The sequence below is a fragment of the Pedobacter sp. Bi126 genome (assembly GCF_918698245.1).
In the GTDB taxonomy this organism is placed as follows: domain Bacteria; phylum Bacteroidota; class Bacteroidia; order Sphingobacteriales; family Sphingobacteriaceae; genus Pedobacter.
On sequence record NZ_CAKKMS010000004.1, the window covers coordinates 524,651 to 541,696 of the forward strand.

Below are 17,046 nucleotides of genomic sequence, written 5' to 3' on the forward strand. Positions count from 1 at the left end.
TTGCGAGGCACGAAGCAATCTTAATGCGCTAAAAGGTAGCGATAGTTGTAGGATTGTTTCGTGCCTCGCAATGACGATTTTTTGCATTATACCTTTACATTCTCCATTCCGTACTGTTTCAGTACATCTGCTGGAACACCGGCCCACTGGTTTGGTGCATTACCAACATAACCAATATCCTTTACACCAATTTCTGTCGTGTAAAAACCCGATGCTGTTAAGTTTCTCATTCTATTGAAAAAAGTTACACCAGCCTGCATTTCTGGTCTGGCTTTTTTAGGATATGCAATTTCATCTACAATCGAAATTTGCTGATCCTCGGATGCCTCAACAAATGATTTTTGGAATTTATTAAAGCTGTACACATCCAGCCATTTCAGGCCGCCACGCATCGGTACTTTATGTTCAGGAATATCTTTTACAATAAATTCGATAAACTCAGGCACTTTGGCGTCAGATGCGCTGCCCGATACTTCATCTTTAGGAATGATAATATCAGCCAGAACTGTAATGGTAGCCATTTCATGTTTAGTGAAAAAGGTTTCAGCTTTTAATTTCTTATCACGGTCTATTTCCCATTGTTCTCTTCCGGCTTCTTTTGCAGTTTCTTCTGGTGCGGCTACTTCGGTTTTTGTTTCAGGTTGTTTACAGGCATCGAGCAGCACGGTTGTGCTGATGGCTGTTAAACCTAATGCTTTTAGTGAATCACGTCTGTTCATATGGCAATTCTTTAAATGTTTTGTTTTTTCTTTTGAGCTAAAATATATTCGGCTGTACGCATCGAAAGCGCTAAAATCGTCCAGGTGGCATTTTTATCACCTTGTTGAACAAACGGACCAGCATCAACCACAAACAGGTTTTTACAGTCGTGTGCCTGGCAATATTTATTTAACGCCGATTTTTTAGGATCGTCGCCCATGCGGATGGTTCCAACTTCGTGAATAATTTTTCCTGGGTTCAGTAAACCATAATTGGTATCTGCGCCCTGAATTTCGGAGGTAACCACGGCACCCATTTCTTTCATAATCGAAAGAAAGGTTTCCTGCATGTGCTTAGCCTGTAGAATTTCATCTTTGGCCCATTTATAGTTAAACCTTAAAACAGGAATACCATATTTATCCACGGTGTCCGGATCAATTTCACAGTAGTTGTCTTCTCTGGCAATTGCCGTTCCACGACCAGCCATGCCAACGCCAGTTCCATAGAAACGGCGATAATCATCCTTTAACGATTTTCCATAACCTCCTGCTTCTTTCATTTTGCCATCTCTGCCAGGTACCATTCCGTTCATCTGGGCTACACCGCCGCCAAAACCATATGCAGGCATACCCATGCCACCCCAATATTCGATGTGGTAACCACGGGGGAAGTTTAGTTTACGGTTATCTAACCACCAGGGCGAATAGATATGTACACTGCCCAAACCATCCTCATTGTAACGTTTTCTGTCCATTAACTGTGGAAGAAAGCCCGAAACACTTGCTCCGGTAGAGTCATGCAGATATTTTCCAACCACGCCACTACTATTGGCCAGGCCATTTGGATGAGAAGTTGATTTTGAATTTAATAAAATACGTGCCGATTCACAGGCACTGGCACCTAAAATAACGAGTTTGCCATTTACCTGATATTCTTGCAGGTCTTTACGGTTTACGTATGAAACGCCCTTTGCAGTACCGTCTTTATCGGTAATTACTTCGCGCACCATGGCATCGGTAATTACAGTAAGGTTTCCTGTTTTTACTGCAGGATTCACCAAACATGATGATGATGAAAAATCGCCATAAACCTTGCAGCTTCTTCCGCACTGACCGCAGTAGAAACAAGGTGCACGGTCGTTGTTATTGGGTAAGGCTTCGGTAAGCACAGACCCACGGCCGGTAATTACTTTTACACCCGCTTTTTCTGCACCTTTTTTGATAAAAAGTTCGTTTAATCTTGGTTTTGGCGGTTTCATAAAGATTCCGTCTGGCTCGTTCTCTAAACCTTCTGCCGTTCCATAAATACCGATCATACGGTCAACTTTATCGTAGAACGGTTTTACATCCGCGTAAGTAATGGGCCAGGCATCGGTTAAACCATCTTTAGGTTTAAAATCGTCCGGACCCATCCGTAAAGAAATTCGTCCCCAGTGATTGGTACGGCCACCGAGCATCCGCGAACGGAACCATTCGAATTCGCTTTTGTTTTTCTGGGTATAGGGTTCGCCTTCTAATTCCCATCCTCCATACGAAGCATCAAAATCTCCAAACGGACGCGTTGTACTGGCACCACGACGAGGAGATTCCCAAGGCCATTTTAATTGATGTGAATCTAATCGCGGATCGAAATTTTGACCAGCTTCGAGCATTAAAACCTTTTGACCTGCATGTGCCAGAACATATGCAGCCATTCCACCTCCCGCACCTGAGCCAACAACAATGGCATCATAAACGGTAGGCGATTTTTTTATCTGAAAGTCACTCATTGATTATGGTTAGCTATTTTTATATACTCTAATCTAAAGCTAATTTTTTTGAAATAGAAGTGTTCGGCTATTTTGGAATCAATATAGATAATATTGCCCATGCGTATTTCTAAATCGTATTACGTGAGTGCTTGATTAGCCGTTTTTAAGTAAATAAATCTTAAATGGTCGCCCTATTGTTACATTATCATGGATATGTTCTGCTCCGGATAAACTTGACTATCTTTGTCCTTAAAATTTATCGATGCCAGTGTTAGAATATATAGAACAATTTACCATAGCTTTAAAAGAAAGCTTAAATGCAGCAACTTTTGTAAAGGTATCTTTAGGACACTATAAAGGAGAAGAGGAAGCATTAAAGCAGATTCTTATCCGCAAAGTGGTGATTAAACGCGAAGATAAACTGGCCTTTACCTATCGCTATAAAACCCGCGATGTGGTGAAAAACTATGCAGTTGATGAAGCAATAGGCTTGATTGCCGATTATCTCGAAAAAGGTTTTAAAATCGGTACTTTGTTTACCACCGAAAAGGATCTGATTTTGGAGGAACTGAACAATGGCAAGGTTGTTTTTAGGGAAAGCAAAGCATCAAGTGCAGCAGCGCCATCTGCCAGTCACGATAAAGAAAAAGCCAGGTTGATTAAACCAGAGGCAAAGTCTTATTTAACGGAACTGAAAATCACCGATGCAGAAGAGAAGGTTTTCAAAAATGCGCAGGATAAATTCCGCCAGATTAACCATTATATCGAAATTTTAAGTTCTTTAATTAAAGAGCTGCCAGAAGGAACCATTAAAAAGGTTGCTGATATGGGTTCAGGTAAGGGTTATCTAACTTTTGCACTCTACGATTATCTGCATTCGGTTTTAAAGCTCGAAACTGAAGTTGTAGGCGTGGAATATAGGCAGGATATGGTTGATTTGTGTAACCAGGTTGCTGTAAAATCTGCTTTCGATAAATTAAACTTTGTTCAGGGAACGATTGAAGATTATAAGGCTGAGGAGGTGAATCTCTTAATTGCATTACATGCCTGTGATACCGCTACCGACGATGCCATTTTTAAAGGGATAAAAGCCAATGCGGAGCTGATTGTTGTTGCGCCTTGTTGCCACAAACAGATCCGGAGAGAGATTGAGCAAAATAAAGTGAAGAATGATGTTTCGTTTTTAACTAAATATGGTATCTTTTTAGAACGTCAGGCCGAAATGGTTACCGATGGGATACGTGCACTGATCTTAGAATATTTTGGCTATAAAACCAAAGTTTTCGAATTTGTTTCGGATGCACATACACCTAAAAATGTGCTTGTGGTGGGGGTAAAGAGCAAAGCGCATAGTGCAGAGCGAAAAGCGGAGATTTTACAAAAGATTAAAGCGAGCAAGGAATATTTTGGAATTGGCTATCATCATTTAGAAAGATTGTTGGAGCTTTAATTTAACCGCAAAGAATGCAAAGTTTTTCGCAAAGAAACGCAAAGCCATTGCCGAAATCATGATGCTAAGGTTAAGCTATAAGGAAGCATCGTCATTCTGTCCCGAATATTCGGGATCAGAATCTATCAAACCAAACGGATATTTTCAGTCGGTGAGACACCGACCGATAAGACGTATCGAACTTACAGATGCAACAAAATCAACGCAATTAATGCCGGTATGGACTGTACATAAAGAATTTTTTTACTTGCTGTGGCTGCACCATAAATGCCAGCAATAATGACACAGGTTAAAAAGAATATGGCCACATAAAATTTCCAGTGATGATCGGCTATACATAACGACCAAATTAATCCTGCTGCTAAAAAGCCATTGTATAATCCCTGGTTTGCTGCCAATGTTTTTGTTGGCACAAATAAATCTTTTGGTATGGTTTTAAAAACTTTTGGCGCTCTTGTGGTCCAGGCGAACATTTCTAACCAAAGGATATAGATGTGGATGAAGGCTACTAAGCCGATTACGATTTGTGCTGCTAATTGCATTATACAGATTTAAATGATTGCACCGATTGATTGTGATTTAAAGATATAAAACTTTGAGGGCATTTAGATGATTACTCATTATTTCTGCTTGTGGTTTTATCACCGAAGCGCTAAAAACTGCTGTTCAATAAACCCGATAATAGCGGACACGAGTGAAACGGAGTAAAGCGGTTAGCTCCAAAGGAGTCCCTTTAGGACGGGGCTGTTGCCTCCGAAGCACTGCTGACTTTCATTTTCAGATCATTTTAAGGAATTTGCACTTTGCTTTAGTCTTTAAGCTTTAACCTTTCAGCTTATTCTGTCATGCTGTCAGTAAACTATAGCCTCTTTTTTTACATTTTATCAGTCTTTTACCGGTATTATCTGCCAAAACCCAATTGGCACAAGCATTGTTTAATAGGAGTAGAAATTATAATACTTTAAAAAGAGAAAATACAAATACAATGGGAAAAATTATTGGAATAGACTTAGGAACAACAAACTCTTGCGTGAGCGTAATGGAGGGCAACGAGCCTGTAGTTATCGCAAACAGTGAGGGTAAACGTACTACACCGTCTATTGTTGCTTTTGCAGAAAACGGTGAGCGTAAGGTTGGCGAGCCTGCTAAACGTCAGGCTATAACCAACCCAACAAAAACGATATATTCGATTAAACGCTTTATGGGTAACAGCTACGACGAAAGTGCGAAAGAAGCTGGGCGTGTACCATATAAAGTAGTTAAAGGTGATAACAATACACCACGTGTTGAAATCGACGACAGAAAATATACTCCACAAGAGATTTCTGCAATGATTTTACAGAAAATGAAAAAAACTGCTGAAGATTTCTTGGGTCAGGAAGTAACTGAAGCGGTAATTACTGTACCAGCTTATTTTAACGATGCACAACGTCAGGCTACTAAAGAAGCTGGCGAGATTGCAGGTTTAACTGTAAAACGTATCATTAACGAGCCTACTGCAGCTGCTTTAGCTTATGGCTTGGATAAAGCACACAAAGACATGAAAATTGTTGTTTTTGACTGTGGTGGTGGTACGCATGACGTTTCTGTTTTAGAATTAGGTGATGGTGTTTTCGAAGTAAAATCTACTGATGGTGATACACACTTAGGTGGTGATGACTTTGACCACATTATTATTGATTGGTTAACTAGCGAATTCAAAGCTGAAAACAGTATGGATTTAGCTAAAGACCCAATGGCTTTACAACGTTTGAAAGAAGCTGCTGAAAAAGCTAAAATCGAGTTATCAAGCACAACTTCGACTGAAATTAACTTACCATACATCACTGCTGATGCTAGCGGCCCTAAACACTTAGTACGTACATTATCCCGTGCTAAATTTGAGCAATTGGCAGATAGTTTGATTAAACGTACTATCGATCCTTGTAAATCTGCTTTGAAAAATGCTGGTTTAAGCACAAGCGATATCGACGAAATTATCTTGGTAGGTGGTTCTACACGTATTCCTGCTATTCAGGAAGCGGTTAAAGCTTTCTTCGGTAAAGAGCCAAGTAAAGGTGTTAACCCTGATGAGGTTGTGGCAATCGGTGCTGCTATTCAAGGTGGTGTGTTAACTGGTGATGTTAAAGATGTATTGTTATTAGACGTTACGCCTTTATCATTAGGTATCGAAACTATGGGTGGTGTAATGACTAAATTAATCGAGTCTAACACAACTATCCCAACTAAAAAATCGGAAACTTTCTCAACTGCAGCTGATAACCAGCCTTCAGTAGAAATCCATATTTTACAAGGCGAGCGCCCAATGGCTGCTCAGAACCGTACAATTGGCCGTTTCATTTTAGATGGTATTCCACCAGCACCTCGTGGTGTGCCTCAGGTAGAAGTATCGTTTGATATTGATGCCAACGGTATCTTACACGTTAGTGCTAAAGATAAAGCTACCGGCAAAGAGCAAAAAATCCGTATCGAAGCATCTTCAGGTTTAACTGATGCTGAGATCAAAAAAATGAAAGAAGAAGCTGAAGCTAATGCAGCAGACGATGCTAAGCAGAAAGAAGAAGCTGATAAAATCAATGGTGCTGATGCTTTAATCTTCTCAACTGAGAAACAATTAAAAGAGTTTGGTGATAAATTATCTGCTGATAAAAAAGCACCGATCGAAGCTGGTTTAGAGAAATTAAAAGCAGCGCACGGTTCTCGTAACTTTGCAGATATCGATGCAGCACAAGCTGAATTGCAAAATGCATGGAACGCAGCATCTGAGGAAATGTACAAAGCTGGTGAGCAACCTCAGGGTGGCGAACAAGCACAAGCTGATGGTCAGCCTCAAGGTGGTGGCGATAACGTTACCGATGTTGATTTTGAAGAAGTAAAAGAAGACGATAAGAAATAATAGTCTTAAGTCTGAGTCCTGAGTCGTAAGTCTTGGGAGGATAAAATAAAAGCGTTTCTGATTAAATTCAGGAGCGCTTTTTTTGCTTTTAAGCATTGACCATATAAGAGATGTAAAACCCCATTAAGCTTATATGTTTCTAATATGTCTTATATGGTTAAAAGAATTTGGAAATGAATGGTTCTGTGCTTTTCAGGAACTAAAGCCCCGCCATCGCTGTAGCCCTCATGAAAAATTCGGGGCTGCCGCTGCTGTCGGGTTTAGGAAGGGCGTTTAGTACTTTTGGAAGGGTTTGAATAGCGATAAGGTGAACTTATGTGTTCCTTAAATGCCTGGTATGGTTAAATATTGGCATATTGTTTAATTTTTTTTGCTAAACGCAGAAACGATCCTTTCGGTTATAAAACTGTAGAATAAACAATTTATTCCTAGTCCGAGAAAGAAGAAAATTCCATCCATAAAGTTGAAAAATATGGTATGCGTAGGAAAACGAAAGATATAAAATAGTTTGGCTAATGCTTGTATTACGGTACTATTGCCATCCGTACCTTCATCAACAGCTCCAGCTGCAAGAAGCGTTATGAAAGTGAAAATACAAAAAATGAACATGGCAGGAATAAAAAGCCAAACCTTAAAATTATTTATTTTCACCTTCTTCTTTTTAAAATCATATGTATGTGGGGATTCGACTAGGTTATTTTGAAACTAAATTAAATTCTGTTCAATAATATCCTGTAACTCTTTTTCGTTCGCAGCAATTTCTTGCAATAGTTTAAACTGATTCTTGGTCCGGTCTAAATTTTGTGTGGGGTAACTAATAGGATAGTACTTGTTACCGCTCAAATAATCAGTTAAGAAGCGCAGGGCCTGCATATAAATCATGTATTTGCCTGAGAATAAGATGAGTTCTTTTTCTGTTTCTGTCAAAATACTTTTCATTTCGGATAAATAACCCTTTATCGTGGCCTCAAAGTAAGGTAAGCGTATTTTAGTCTTATCTAAATCAGTTTCATTTTCAGAGAAGGCACAAAGATAAGTACGCATCATATCGCCCAGGTCAGAAATGAATTTACCAGGCATAATCGTGTCTAAATCGATTACGCAGATACCCTCGTAAGTCTTATTATCTAATAAAACATTGCTGATTTTGGTATCGTGGTGCATTACACGATCAGGGAAATCAGTTCTGTGCGAGTATGAGGTATAATAATCTAAAATATATTTATGTGCTAAAGCATCTTCAATTTGTGCTTTTGCCTCATCTTTTAATGTTTCTTCTGCATGGCTTAGGGCTAAAATAAACTGTTCGTACCTTAAGCCTAAATCGTGGAAACCTGGGATAGTAGGCTGAAGTGTTTTCGCATCAAAATCATCCAATAATCTACTCAGTTTGCCAAATTGTTTTGCAGCTTCATATGCTTGCTTAGGATCGGCTAAAACTTCTAATGAGATGGTATTTGGCACGAAAGGAAGCATCCGCCAGTATTGATGATGAATGTGCGCCATTTCTTCACTATTTGTTGTAGAAACAGGCTTTATGAAAAGATATTCAGGGTAAGTGAAGGTGAGGTAATCGGCAATAGACCTCAGATTGTTGGCAATGGCCTGGGGTGATTTAAAAACCGAAGTATTTATATTTTGAAGAATGTATTTCTTCTTTTCGGATAGGGGTGAAAGCAAATAAGTACGGTTAATTAAACCCGTACCTATTTGTGTAATTTTTGTATTTTCTTTAGCGTATCCGTAGGCTTTTAAAACTTCGGAATCTAAATTTAGCTCCATAGTTTTTCTGGATATGTTCCGTTTTTAACCAATTGGTCAATACTATCCTGAACATAAGGTTTGTCTTCTTTATACGTAACACCAAACCATTTGTTTGAGGTTGGCACTACTTTGAAGGTTGCAATATTGCTTTTTACCAGGTTTTCGCCAATTAATGGAATAAAGAATTCAGCCTTAGGCTTATCTTTGTTTGCTTCAGCAAATTCTCTGAACAATTCTTCCGTAATTTTGAAAACCGCTGGTGTAAATCCCCAGAAATTCATTGAAACAGGCGTTTCATAAGCTAAAGGGAACTCTTCGCCATTTTCTTCGTAAAAAATATTGCCATCTTTAGGATAAACCTTTGTACGTTCTACAATTTCTTTTAAGTTACCAGATTCATCTACCTGGCAAACACCACGCGAAACGGCACCAAACTCTGATAGGGTTTTGCCGATCTCATAGCCGATAATAGAATAATTGCTATCCATTACTTCGGTGGTTAAGAAATCGACCATTTTTTTAAAGGCATCGTAACCATAATAATCATCAGCGTTTATTACACAGAATGGTTCTTTAATTACGTTTCTGCCCGAAAGGATTGCATGTGCGGTACCCCAGGGTTTCTCCCTATATATTTCTTCTTCTATGCCAAATTGTTTTAAATCGAAGTTTTGGAAAACATAATCTGTTTCTATTCTACCTGCAAGCTTCGGTTCAAAAATGGCTTTAAATTCGTTTACAAACTCTTCTTTAATAATAAATACAACTTTGCCAAAGCCAGCATTAATTGCATCATATATTGAATAATCGATAATGGTTTCTCCATTTGGGCCGAAACCATCGATTTGTTTCATACTTCCGTAACGGCTAGCCATTCCTGCAGCCAATATTAATAGGGTGGGTTTCATCTATTATTTATTATTTTTTGTGGGTGAAGACCTCGATGATGGAACGATTAATTCACCATCATGGTTTCATTTTGCGAAATTAGTTATTTGAGCGTTTATTGTGTTAATTAATAAGTTTTTTTAAAATCCAAAAAGTCCACCACCGGTTTTTGAACGTGTTTTCTTTCCTGTAAGCATGCCAAAAATACCGCGAACAATTTCTTTACCAATCTGGCGTGTTATTGTTGCGCCCATTACCTGTTCAACAAGGCTCTTTTCGCCCGGTTTAGGCTTGCTTTCCTGTTCGGCCTGTTTCTGAGCCTCAACTTCCTGCTTTTCTTGTTCTGCTGCTGCAGTTTGCTCATTAATGCGTTTAGTTAAAATATCATAAGCACTTTCAGGATCGACAGGATCTTTATATTTAGTATACTTCGAACTGGCATGAACAAGCTGATCGAAATCTGCAGCGGTAAGTGGCCCCATTACAGCCCTTGGTGGGGTAAGCATAGTAGCAGATACTTCCGTTGGTATACCTTTTTCATTTAATACGGTAACCAAAGCCTGCCCTGTTCCAAGCGAAGTTAATATTTTATCGATCTCATAGAAATCTGATTTTGGATACGTATTAACAGTTTTTTTCAAGGCATCTACATCATTAGGGGTAAATGCCCTTAATGCATGTTGCACGCGGTTACCCAATTGCCCTAAAACACTTTCAGGAACATCGGTAGGTGCCTGGGTGCAGAAGAAAACACCAATTCCTTTTGAACGGATTAACCTGATAATGGTTTCAATCTGCTCTAAAAATGCTTTCGAAGAATTTTTGAACAATAAATGTGCTTCATCAAAAAAGAAGATCAGTTTTGGTTTGTCTAAATCGCCAACTTCGGGCATGGTATTAAATAACTCAGCCAGTAAGCTCAATAAAAATGTAGAATATAATACGGGCTGATTTTGAACATCTGCAATATTTAACAAACTGATGGTTCCTTTGCCATCAACACGTTCGAAAAGATCTTCAATGTCAAAAGATTTTTCGCCAAACATACCTGCTAGTCCTTGCTGCTCTATGGCGACAATTTTTCTTAATATTGTACCGGAAGTAGCGGTAGAAATGGTGCCATAACTACTTTTTATTTCGGCGGCTCCGGCACCTTCTGATAAATAAGAAACTAATTTCTTTAAATCATTTAAGTCGATAATCGGCATTTTGTTATCGTCGGCGTATTTGAATATTACTGCCATAACGCCTGACTGGGTATCATTTAAATCTAATACTTTCGATAAAAGTGTTGGCCCGAATTCTAATACCGTTGCCCGCATCTGAGAACCCATTTTACCCGAAAGGGAGTAAATTTCGATGGGAAAGCCTAATGGAGAAAAAGGTTTGTTGAGCTGTTGTGCTCTTTCTTCTATTTTTGGATTAACGGAACCGGGCTGGTTTAAGCCTGATAAATCGCCCTTCACATCTAACATAAAAACAGGTACGCCGGCATCTGACAGTTGTTCTGCCAGTAACTGTAGGGTCCGTGTTTTACCTGTTCCGGTTGCTCCAGCAATTAAACCATGTCTATTCATCATTTTTAGCGACAAATTAACCTCAGCTTCACTGTAAACCTGACCGTCTAAAATTCCGGCGCCTAAATAAATGTACGAGCCTGTAGGGGCATAGGTTGATTTTATTTTTTCGATGAATTTTGAAGAAAGATCGCTCATTTTTTTAAATTAGATTGCCAATTTAAGAAAGATATCTTAAAAAGATTGTGTTTTTGTTTCCACTTTTAATGCAAAATACTGCACAAACGGTTGTTTAATGGTGTTGGTTAAGCTGCTTATAATAATTTAGTTCGTTCTGAAGTGCAGTTATTTCTTCCTGCATATTTTGCAATTGATTAAGCAGATGCGAAACAGCATGAATACCCTCTAAGTTGATTTCCAGATCATGTGCTAGACGAAGATATTGCTCCAATTTGGTCAATTCATCAACTGGCAAAAAGAGCGATTGCTTTTTAACGGTGGTGTGGATCAGGCCGAAATCTTCAAGCGATTGGATAAAGTTGATCTCTACGTGGTGGTAAGCACAGATGTCTTCTACAGGTATTAGATTGGTTCCCATAATGGTTAGAATTTGGAAAGTTTTTCGAATAGTTCTTTTTGTTCGACATTTAGATTGGTAGGTAATTTTACCTGCCACTTGATATATAAATCCCCAAACTGATTTTCTTTTTTATAAAGTGGAAACCCTTTTCCTTTTAAACGTAAAGTAGCATCGGGCTGTGTTCCCTCTGGCACTTTAAGTTTGACCTTGCCGTTTAAGGTTTCTACAATTTTTTCGCCACCTAAAATGGCAGTATATAGGTCTATTTCTTCCTGGAGGTAGATGTCGTTCCCTTTTCGTTTAAATTTAGGATGATCTGTAATGTTAAATTTGATGTATAGATCTCCTGGAGGGCCATTGTTAACACCTGGTGCACCGTAACCTGGTAGTTTAATTTTCTGCCCATTTTCTACGCCCGCCGGAATGGTAATGCGTACTTGTTTGCCGTTTACGGTTAAGGTCTGTTTGTGTGTGGTATACGCATCGAGTAGATCCAATTGCAAATCGGCATTGTAATCCTGACCTTTAAAAGGAGAATTTCTACTGCTCCTGCCTCCGCCTCCGCCAAACATCGAAGAAAAGAAATCAGAAAAATCTTCGCCTCCAAAACCTCCTGAATAACTATTACCGCCATATCCGCCGCCTTGCGACTGGTATTGCCTTTGCTGCTGTTGCTGGGCATCTAACTGATCGGCATGTTGCCAATCTTTACCATACTTGTCATATTTCTTACGCTTTTCCGGATCACTTAAAACTTCGTTTGCCTCATTAATTTGCTGAAATTTTTTATTGGCTTCTTCATTGTTGGGATTAAGATCAGGGTGGTGCTTTCGGGCTAATTTTCTATAAGCTTTTTTAATATCCTCAGTTGTTGCATCTTTTTTTAAATCGAGGATTTTATAATAGTCTATGTAGTCCATAATGGCTTTAACAAATAAGTAAAAGTAATGTTCAATTTAATTGTATAAATGTAGGTTTTATAATGGTGTATTTCAATGGGAATTGTCTTAACCACTTAGTTGGTAGTTTGTTTGTAGTTTGAAGTACCTTATAATTAAGTTGAGAAAGTTAAGGTTTTGTTTCCGCAGATTACGCTGATCTCCGCTGAGTATATCCCATCAACGGTTTACACCTTCTATCCCAGGTTAAATAGCCCTGATGGCAGCGAAATCCCTTTTGGTTAATGATGGATTATTAATCGGCACGGATATCCAAAAGGATTGTAGCGGACAGCAGGATGGAACCCGACCTAATGTTGCTGTCATTGCGCTCCAGATCCTCAAAATATTAATCATGCGTGTGCAGTTAGATGTTACCATCTGACTGATTAAGGAACTTTAGCATAAACATAATTATAAGAAAGGCAGAAACTAAGTGATTGAACTAATATTACTTTATCGTATCAGATAGGAATAACTGTCAGCGCGCAAAGGAAAGGCCGTTAAACAAAAAAAGCGCCCCATATAGAGGCACTTTAATCGATAAAGGTAGAGAGAGAGATTTATTTTTTGTTTTTCACATATTTTTCTAACCATTGGTCTTGTTCCCAAAGCATGTGAAGCAAATTTTCTTTGCCGCGGTAGCTGTGTGCTTCATAAGGTAAAAATACAAAACGGGTAGTGCCGCCTGCACCTTTAATCGCATTGAACAAACGTTCGCTATTAATAGGGAAAGTGCCTGGGTTATCGTCAGAATCGCCGTGGATTAACAATATTGGAGTTTTAATTTTATTTGCATAACTGAACGGGCTCATTTCGTAATACAACTGCGGTACTTGCCAATAAGTACGCTCTTCGTTTTGAAAACCAAAGGGCGTAAGCGTCCGGTTATAAGCTCCGCTGCGGGCAATACCTGCAGCAAAGAGATTAGTGTGAGCCAATAAGTTTGCGGTCATAAATGCGCCATAACTATGCCCTCCAACGGCCATCCGTTTTTTATCGCCAACGCCTAAATCAGCCAGTTTATTAATGGCTGCCTCCGCATTGAGTTGTAATTGATCTACAAAGGTATCGTTAGGCTTTTTACCATCTTTGGCAACAATTGGCATTTCTGCGTTATCTAATACGGCATAACCACGGGTTACCCAGAAAATGGGAGAGGCCCAGCTAATGGTAGTAAATTTGTCTTTCGATCCACGGATCTGTGCCGCATCTGCTGCAGAGTTAAACTCGCGTGGGTAAGCCCAAATTAATGAAGGTAATGGACCATCTTTGTCTTTGTTGTAACCTTTGGGTAAATACAGATCGCCTGTTAAATCTACACCATCGGCACGTTTGTAAGAAATTTTCTGTTTGGTAATGCCTTCTAAAGATGGATATGGATTAGTGAAATTAGTAATGGGTTGATCGGCGATGCGAAGCATCAGGTTTTTAATAAAGTAGTTGGGGACTAATTTTTGACTCTCTTTACGGGTAAGCAAAACCAGTTTGTCAGGATTAATTACATCGCTTACATATTCGAAGGTTCCTTCGGCGCTGCGCCAGATAATCTCATTCTTTTTAGTGGTTAAATCGAATTTGGCTAAGAAAGGTAAGTCTCCTTTTTCTGATGAACCTACTATATTGTTCATTAACAGTTTAGTGCCATTGTCAACCGTTTTAATTACCTGTCGGCCATATTTGTTTTTAGTAGTAACCGGAGAACCAGGGTTACCATAGGCATCTGTTTGATTACGGCTGTACAATTCTTCTGCTTCGCCTGTTGTAGGGTTATAACGGCTCACTTTATTGGTTTGTTTGCTGCGTAAACCTTCCATAATGAGGGCAAGGTTGGCATCACCCCATTGCACGCCACGGTAACGGGTCTGTGTTTTAAATAATTCTTTTTCTGTGCCGGTAAAAGGTGCACTTAGCGCATAAACTGCATCATGAAAGGGAACATCTTTTTTAATTAAACCGCTATCCAATGGTTTGCTCCAAACCAGTGTAGCAGGTTCATCATCCCTCCAATCGAAACCACGCGGTACATTTTGCGTATTGTCGTAACCAGATGGTGTACCTTCAGATGAAGGCAGTTCAGCAATAACCTTAATGGTTTTACCGGTTAAATCGGTAATGGTTACTGTTGATGGAAAACCGTTTGCAGTAACCAAATAAGAAAAAGGTTTGCGTATAGTTTCGATCATCATGTAATTTTTATCAGGCGATAAACTTGTCGAACCGTAAATAGCTGGTTTTCCAATTGCCGTTTCTACACCTGCTGTATTTTTTACCAATTGGGAGGTTGCAAAAAACTCGAACAATTGTTCATCGAAAGGTGATTTAATTAAATCCTGAAAAGTGGCGCTAGGTGCGGCTTTACCTAAATTTTGCTGAATGGTTGGCCCTTTTGGCATCAATGGTTTTGTAGGTGCAGCACTTGCTGGTTTAGTTACCGTACGGTAGATAATGGTATTATCATTTAACCAGGTAAGGCCACTACCTAAAACCACATTTAAAAAAGCCTTATTGGTTTTGACAGCTTTTTTTGTAGCCAGATCAATAATATAAAGATCTACTCCTTTTTGAGTGGTATGGGTAAAGGCAATTTTATTTTCTGACGGGTTCCAGCTAATGTTGCTGGCATATAGTGGTTTTGGCAGTCCTGTAACCTGAAACGTTTGGTTGGATTTGATGTTTTTTAAGCTAAAATTGTTGATGTAGGTTTGCCTGCTGGGTGAGTAATTATTTGGGTTTAACCTTAAACCTGCAATTCTGTATTCGGGCAAAGCCAGTTCTTCGACTGAGGGATAGGAGTTGCGCTCGCTAAACAAGATCCATTCTGCTTTGCCATCAATACTTACGCCAGGTGTTGGTTTGGCAAGTAATAAATCGGCAATTTCTTTTGGGGGTGTTTGGTAGCTTACTGCATCTTGTGCAACCGAGTTAAGCGAAACACAAGCGCCCGCTATCAATAAATAGAGGTGTAATTTTTTTATCATTTCCGGTTAATTTGTTCGAAATAAGGAATAATCAAATATTGTAAAATTTAACTTATTACCGCGTAACTTCTTATTTACATCATGAAGGGATACTTGTAAAGAGCTCGTCATCGCGAGGAACGAGGAAGCAATCTTTCCTGCTAACGATCGTTGCCAGAAAGATTGCTTTCGCGAAGGTCGGGACAGGCTGTCGGCTGAAAAAGCTTTCTCGCAACGATGATACTTGAAGTGATTTATCTCCGTTAATATATCCTGTCATCTATATTGATCTATATATAATAAATTGACCCTCAGAATGACATATCTATAAATTTGTGCAGCTATGGCAAAAGAAAAGCACTAATCAACGGCGGCTTCAGCTCCATCATACATTTTCCATCCTTAAGGATATAAACTTTTTATCCGCTCTACAGAATTGATAGTCATTTCTTTTAAAACCGCAACATCGATATCGCTCATTTTTTTTAGGTAAATACAAGCTTTCGCTGTTTTGTGTTTGCCAAATTTAGCCAGTAGTTCTTCACGATCTTTAAATTGCGAAGATAAGTATAAAGCTATGGCATCTTTACGTGGCGAAAAACCAACCAATGGTGCATCGCCCTCCCGGCCGCTTTCATATTTGTAATGGTAACTTCCAAAACCAACAATGGCATTTCCCCACATTTTAGCTTCAAAACCTGTGATTAAACTTAAGATATCCGACAGGTTAAAACAATCTGCTCTTTTATTTTCATCGGGAATGGTATTTAAAAAGTCTGGAACGCTTAAATCGTTTTCGGTAGTTTTATTCTTTGCCATGTCTTTTTTTATAATGAATATAAGATTTGATTAAATAATTTCAATTTCTGCGGCAATTGTATTTAAAGTAATACGTTATTTCTTGGGAAAAGTAGATTTAGAAATCACTCATTTTGAGCATATTTCACAGTAATTCGCTAATGCAGTTTGACATATGTCAAAAAATCAACACCTTTTATACAACCTTATACACTTATTCTTACATTTGAATTGTCAATCGTCCCCGATAACTGATTTAATTATTTTTTCATTTTTTTTAAAATTAATTATCTCAATGACAACACAACAACTAAAACAAGGAGAAATTCTTGAACGCTTAGTGCGCAGAGATCGCATGGGCATCAGTGAGCTTTCAAGGAAACTTAATGTAAGCCGCAGAACAATTTACAACTGGTTTGGTCAAGACAGAATCGGGCATGAAGTAATTTGGCAGGTAGGCAAGTTATTAGGTCAGGATCTTTCTTCGGCATTTCCAGAAGCTTTCCCCAAGTACAACCCCGAATCCATCAATCAAGCGGCAGATCCCGGTAAACAAATCGGTTCGGATAATAATTCTGTGTATTTCTGGATGAATAAATATATTCATCTGCTAGAAAAATACAACGACCTGTTAATTACAGAAGAGCAGCAAGAGTTAGAGCCAATTAATAAGGAATTTCCACTTAGAAATAAAAGACCTGATACATTTTTATATCAATAAAACTAAGTTTTCGCCAATAGAAATAAGCTAAGTCATCCCGTTAGATTTTTCTTTTTATTTATATCTTAATCCTACCACTTCGTTT

At 38.8% G+C, this 17,046-nt stretch carries 14 protein-coding genes; 4 read left to right on the plus strand and 10 right to left on the minus strand.

All coding sequences use genetic code 11. The annotated features are described in order from the left end of the window. Window positions 1-86 precede the first annotated feature (86 nt). Window positions 87-719, minus strand: a complete 633-nt coding sequence (locus tag LQ201_RS17120) for a gluconate 2-dehydrogenase subunit 3 family protein (protein WP_230144622.1) — start codon at window positions 717-719, stop codon at window positions 87-89. 11 nt (window positions 720-730) lie between these two features. After that, entirely contained in the window at window positions 731-2,467 is a 1,737-nt protein-coding gene (locus tag LQ201_RS17125) for a GMC family oxidoreductase (RefSeq protein WP_230144623.1), read from the minus strand. Between the two features lie 244 nt (window positions 2,468-2,711). Here LQ201_RS17125 and LQ201_RS17130 point away from each other — a divergent pair, with 244 nt between their 5' ends. After that, on the plus strand, window positions 2,712-3,899 hold the full coding sequence (locus LQ201_RS17130) for an SAM-dependent methyltransferase (protein ID WP_230146654.1): 1,188 nt from the start codon (window positions 2,712-2,714) through the stop codon (window positions 3,897-3,899). Window positions 3,900-4,081: 182 nt separating this feature from the next. Here LQ201_RS17130 and LQ201_RS17135 read toward each other — a convergent pair whose 3' ends face one another. Next, the gene (locus LQ201_RS17135) at window positions 4,082-4,441 is read right to left on the minus strand and encodes a DUF1304 domain-containing protein (RefSeq protein WP_230144625.1); all 360 of its coding nucleotides are present in this window, start codon (window positions 4,439-4,441) and stop codon (window positions 4,082-4,084) included. A gap of 443 nt (window positions 4,442-4,884) precedes the next feature. On the opposite strand from LQ201_RS17135, the gene dnaK reads away from it, so the two are divergent. Continuing rightward, the gene (gene dnaK / locus LQ201_RS17140; protein ID WP_230144626.1) at window positions 4,885-6,795 is read left to right on the plus strand and encodes a molecular chaperone DnaK; all 1,911 of its coding nucleotides are present in this window, start codon (window positions 4,885-4,887) and stop codon (window positions 6,793-6,795) included. Window positions 6,796-7,500: 705 nt separating this feature from the next. Here dnaK and LQ201_RS17145 read toward each other — a convergent pair. The 5 genes from LQ201_RS17145 to LQ201_RS17165 all read right to left on the minus strand — a co-directional run bounded on the left by LQ201_RS17145 (window position 7,501) and on the right by LQ201_RS17165 (window position 12,464). Then, window positions 7,501-8,577, minus strand: a complete 1,077-nt coding sequence (locus LQ201_RS17145) for a phosphotransferase enzyme family protein (RefSeq protein ID WP_230144627.1) — start codon at window positions 8,575-8,577, stop codon at window positions 7,501-7,503. After that, a complete protein-coding gene (locus tag LQ201_RS17150; protein ID WP_230144628.1) occupies window positions 8,568-9,467 on the minus strand; it encodes a sugar phosphate nucleotidyltransferase in 900 nt (299 codons plus the stop codon). The genes LQ201_RS17145 and LQ201_RS17150 overlap by 10 nt, the downstream gene beginning before the upstream one ends. 120 nt (window positions 9,468-9,587) lie before the next feature. Then, complete coding sequence (locus LQ201_RS17155; RefSeq protein WP_230144629.1) at window positions 9,588-11,162, minus strand: helicase HerA-like domain-containing protein; 1,575 nt, start codon at window positions 11,160-11,162, stop codon at window positions 9,588-9,590. Between the two features lie 94 nt (window positions 11,163-11,256). Further along, window positions 11,257-11,562, minus strand: a complete 306-nt coding sequence (locus LQ201_RS17160) for a chaperone modulator CbpM (protein WP_057932139.1) — start codon at window positions 11,560-11,562, stop codon at window positions 11,257-11,259. Between the two features lie 5 nt (window positions 11,563-11,567). Further along, complete coding sequence (locus LQ201_RS17165; RefSeq protein ID WP_230144630.1) at window positions 11,568-12,464, minus strand: DnaJ C-terminal domain-containing protein; 897 nt, start codon at window positions 12,462-12,464, stop codon at window positions 11,568-11,570. A 238-nt stretch (window positions 12,465-12,702) separates the two neighbouring features. On the opposite strand from LQ201_RS17165, the gene LQ201_RS17170 reads away from it, so the two are divergent. Then, on the plus strand, window positions 12,703-12,867 hold the full coding sequence (locus LQ201_RS17170) for a hypothetical protein (protein ID WP_230144631.1): 165 nt from the start codon (window positions 12,703-12,705) through the stop codon (window positions 12,865-12,867). Between the two features lie 178 nt (window positions 12,868-13,045). Here the strand turns inward: LQ201_RS17170 and LQ201_RS17175 are convergent, their stop codons facing one another. Together LQ201_RS17175 and LQ201_RS17180 are read right to left on the minus strand one after the other, a co-directional pair. Beyond that, window positions 13,046-15,463 (minus strand): S9 family peptidase, encoded by a 2,418-nt coding sequence (locus tag LQ201_RS17175; protein WP_230144632.1) that lies wholly within the window; start codon window positions 15,461-15,463, stop codon window positions 13,046-13,048. 381 nt (window positions 15,464-15,844) lie between these two features. Then, window positions 15,845-16,261: a DUF1801 domain-containing protein gene (locus LQ201_RS17180; RefSeq protein WP_230144633.1), complete on the minus strand. Its 417-nt coding sequence runs from the start codon at window positions 16,259-16,261 to the stop codon at window positions 15,845-15,847. Window positions 16,262-16,535: 274 nt separating this feature from the next. Here LQ201_RS17180 and LQ201_RS17185 point away from each other — a divergent pair, with 274 nt between their 5' ends. Continuing rightward, window positions 16,536-16,961 (plus strand): helix-turn-helix domain-containing protein, encoded by a 426-nt coding sequence (locus LQ201_RS17185; protein WP_230144634.1) that lies wholly within the window; start codon window positions 16,536-16,538, stop codon window positions 16,959-16,961. The last annotated feature ends 85 nt before the right edge of the window (window positions 16,962-17,046 follow it).

Bases quoted from the DNA above. Each gene is read 5' to 3' on its own strand.
- LQ201_RS17125 (WP_230144623.1), bottom strand. From the start codon at position 2,467: ATGAGTGACTTTCAGATAAAAAAATCGCCTACCGTTTATGATGCCATT.
- LQ201_RS17170 (WP_230144631.1), top strand. From the start codon at position 12,703: ATGGCAGCGAAATCCCTTTTGGTTAATGATGGATTATTAATCGGCACG.
- LQ201_RS17160 (WP_057932139.1), bottom strand. From the start codon at position 11,562: ATGGGAACCAATCTAATACCTGTAGAAGACATCTGTGCTTACCACCAC.
- LQ201_RS17180 (WP_230144633.1), bottom strand. From the start codon at position 16,261: ATGGCAAAGAATAAAACTACCGAAAACGATTTAAGCGTTCCAGACTTT.
- LQ201_RS17185 (WP_230144634.1), top strand. From the start codon at position 16,536: ATGACAACACAACAACTAAAACAAGGAGAAATTCTTGAACGCTTAGTG.
- LQ201_RS17135 (WP_230144625.1), bottom strand. From the start codon at position 4,441: ATGCAATTAGCAGCACAAATCGTAATCGGCTTAGTAGCCTTCATCCAC.
- dnaK (WP_230144626.1), top strand. From the start codon at position 4,885: ATGGGAAAAATTATTGGAATAGACTTAGGAACAACAAACTCTTGCGTG.
- LQ201_RS17155 (WP_230144629.1), bottom strand. From the start codon at position 11,162: ATGAGCGATCTTTCTTCAAAATTCATCGAAAAAATAAAATCAACCTAT.
- LQ201_RS17120 (WP_230144622.1), bottom strand. From the start codon at position 719: ATGAACAGACGTGATTCACTAAAAGCATTAGGTTTAACAGCCATCAGC.
- LQ201_RS17165 (WP_230144630.1), bottom strand. From the start codon at position 12,464: ATGGACTACATAGACTATTATAAAATCCTCGATTTAAAAAAAGATGCA.
- LQ201_RS17150 (WP_230144628.1), bottom strand. From the start codon at position 9,467: ATGAAACCCACCCTATTAATATTGGCTGCAGGAATGGCTAGCCGTTAC.
- LQ201_RS17175 (WP_230144632.1), bottom strand. From the start codon at position 15,463: ATGATAAAAAAATTACACCTCTATTTATTGATAGCGGGCGCTTGTGTT.
- LQ201_RS17130 (WP_230146654.1), top strand. From the start codon at position 2,712: ATGCCAGTGTTAGAATATATAGAACAATTTACCATAGCTTTAAAAGAA.
- LQ201_RS17145 (WP_230144627.1), bottom strand. From the start codon at position 8,577: ATGGAGCTAAATTTAGATTCCGAAGTTTTAAAAGCCTACGGATACGCT.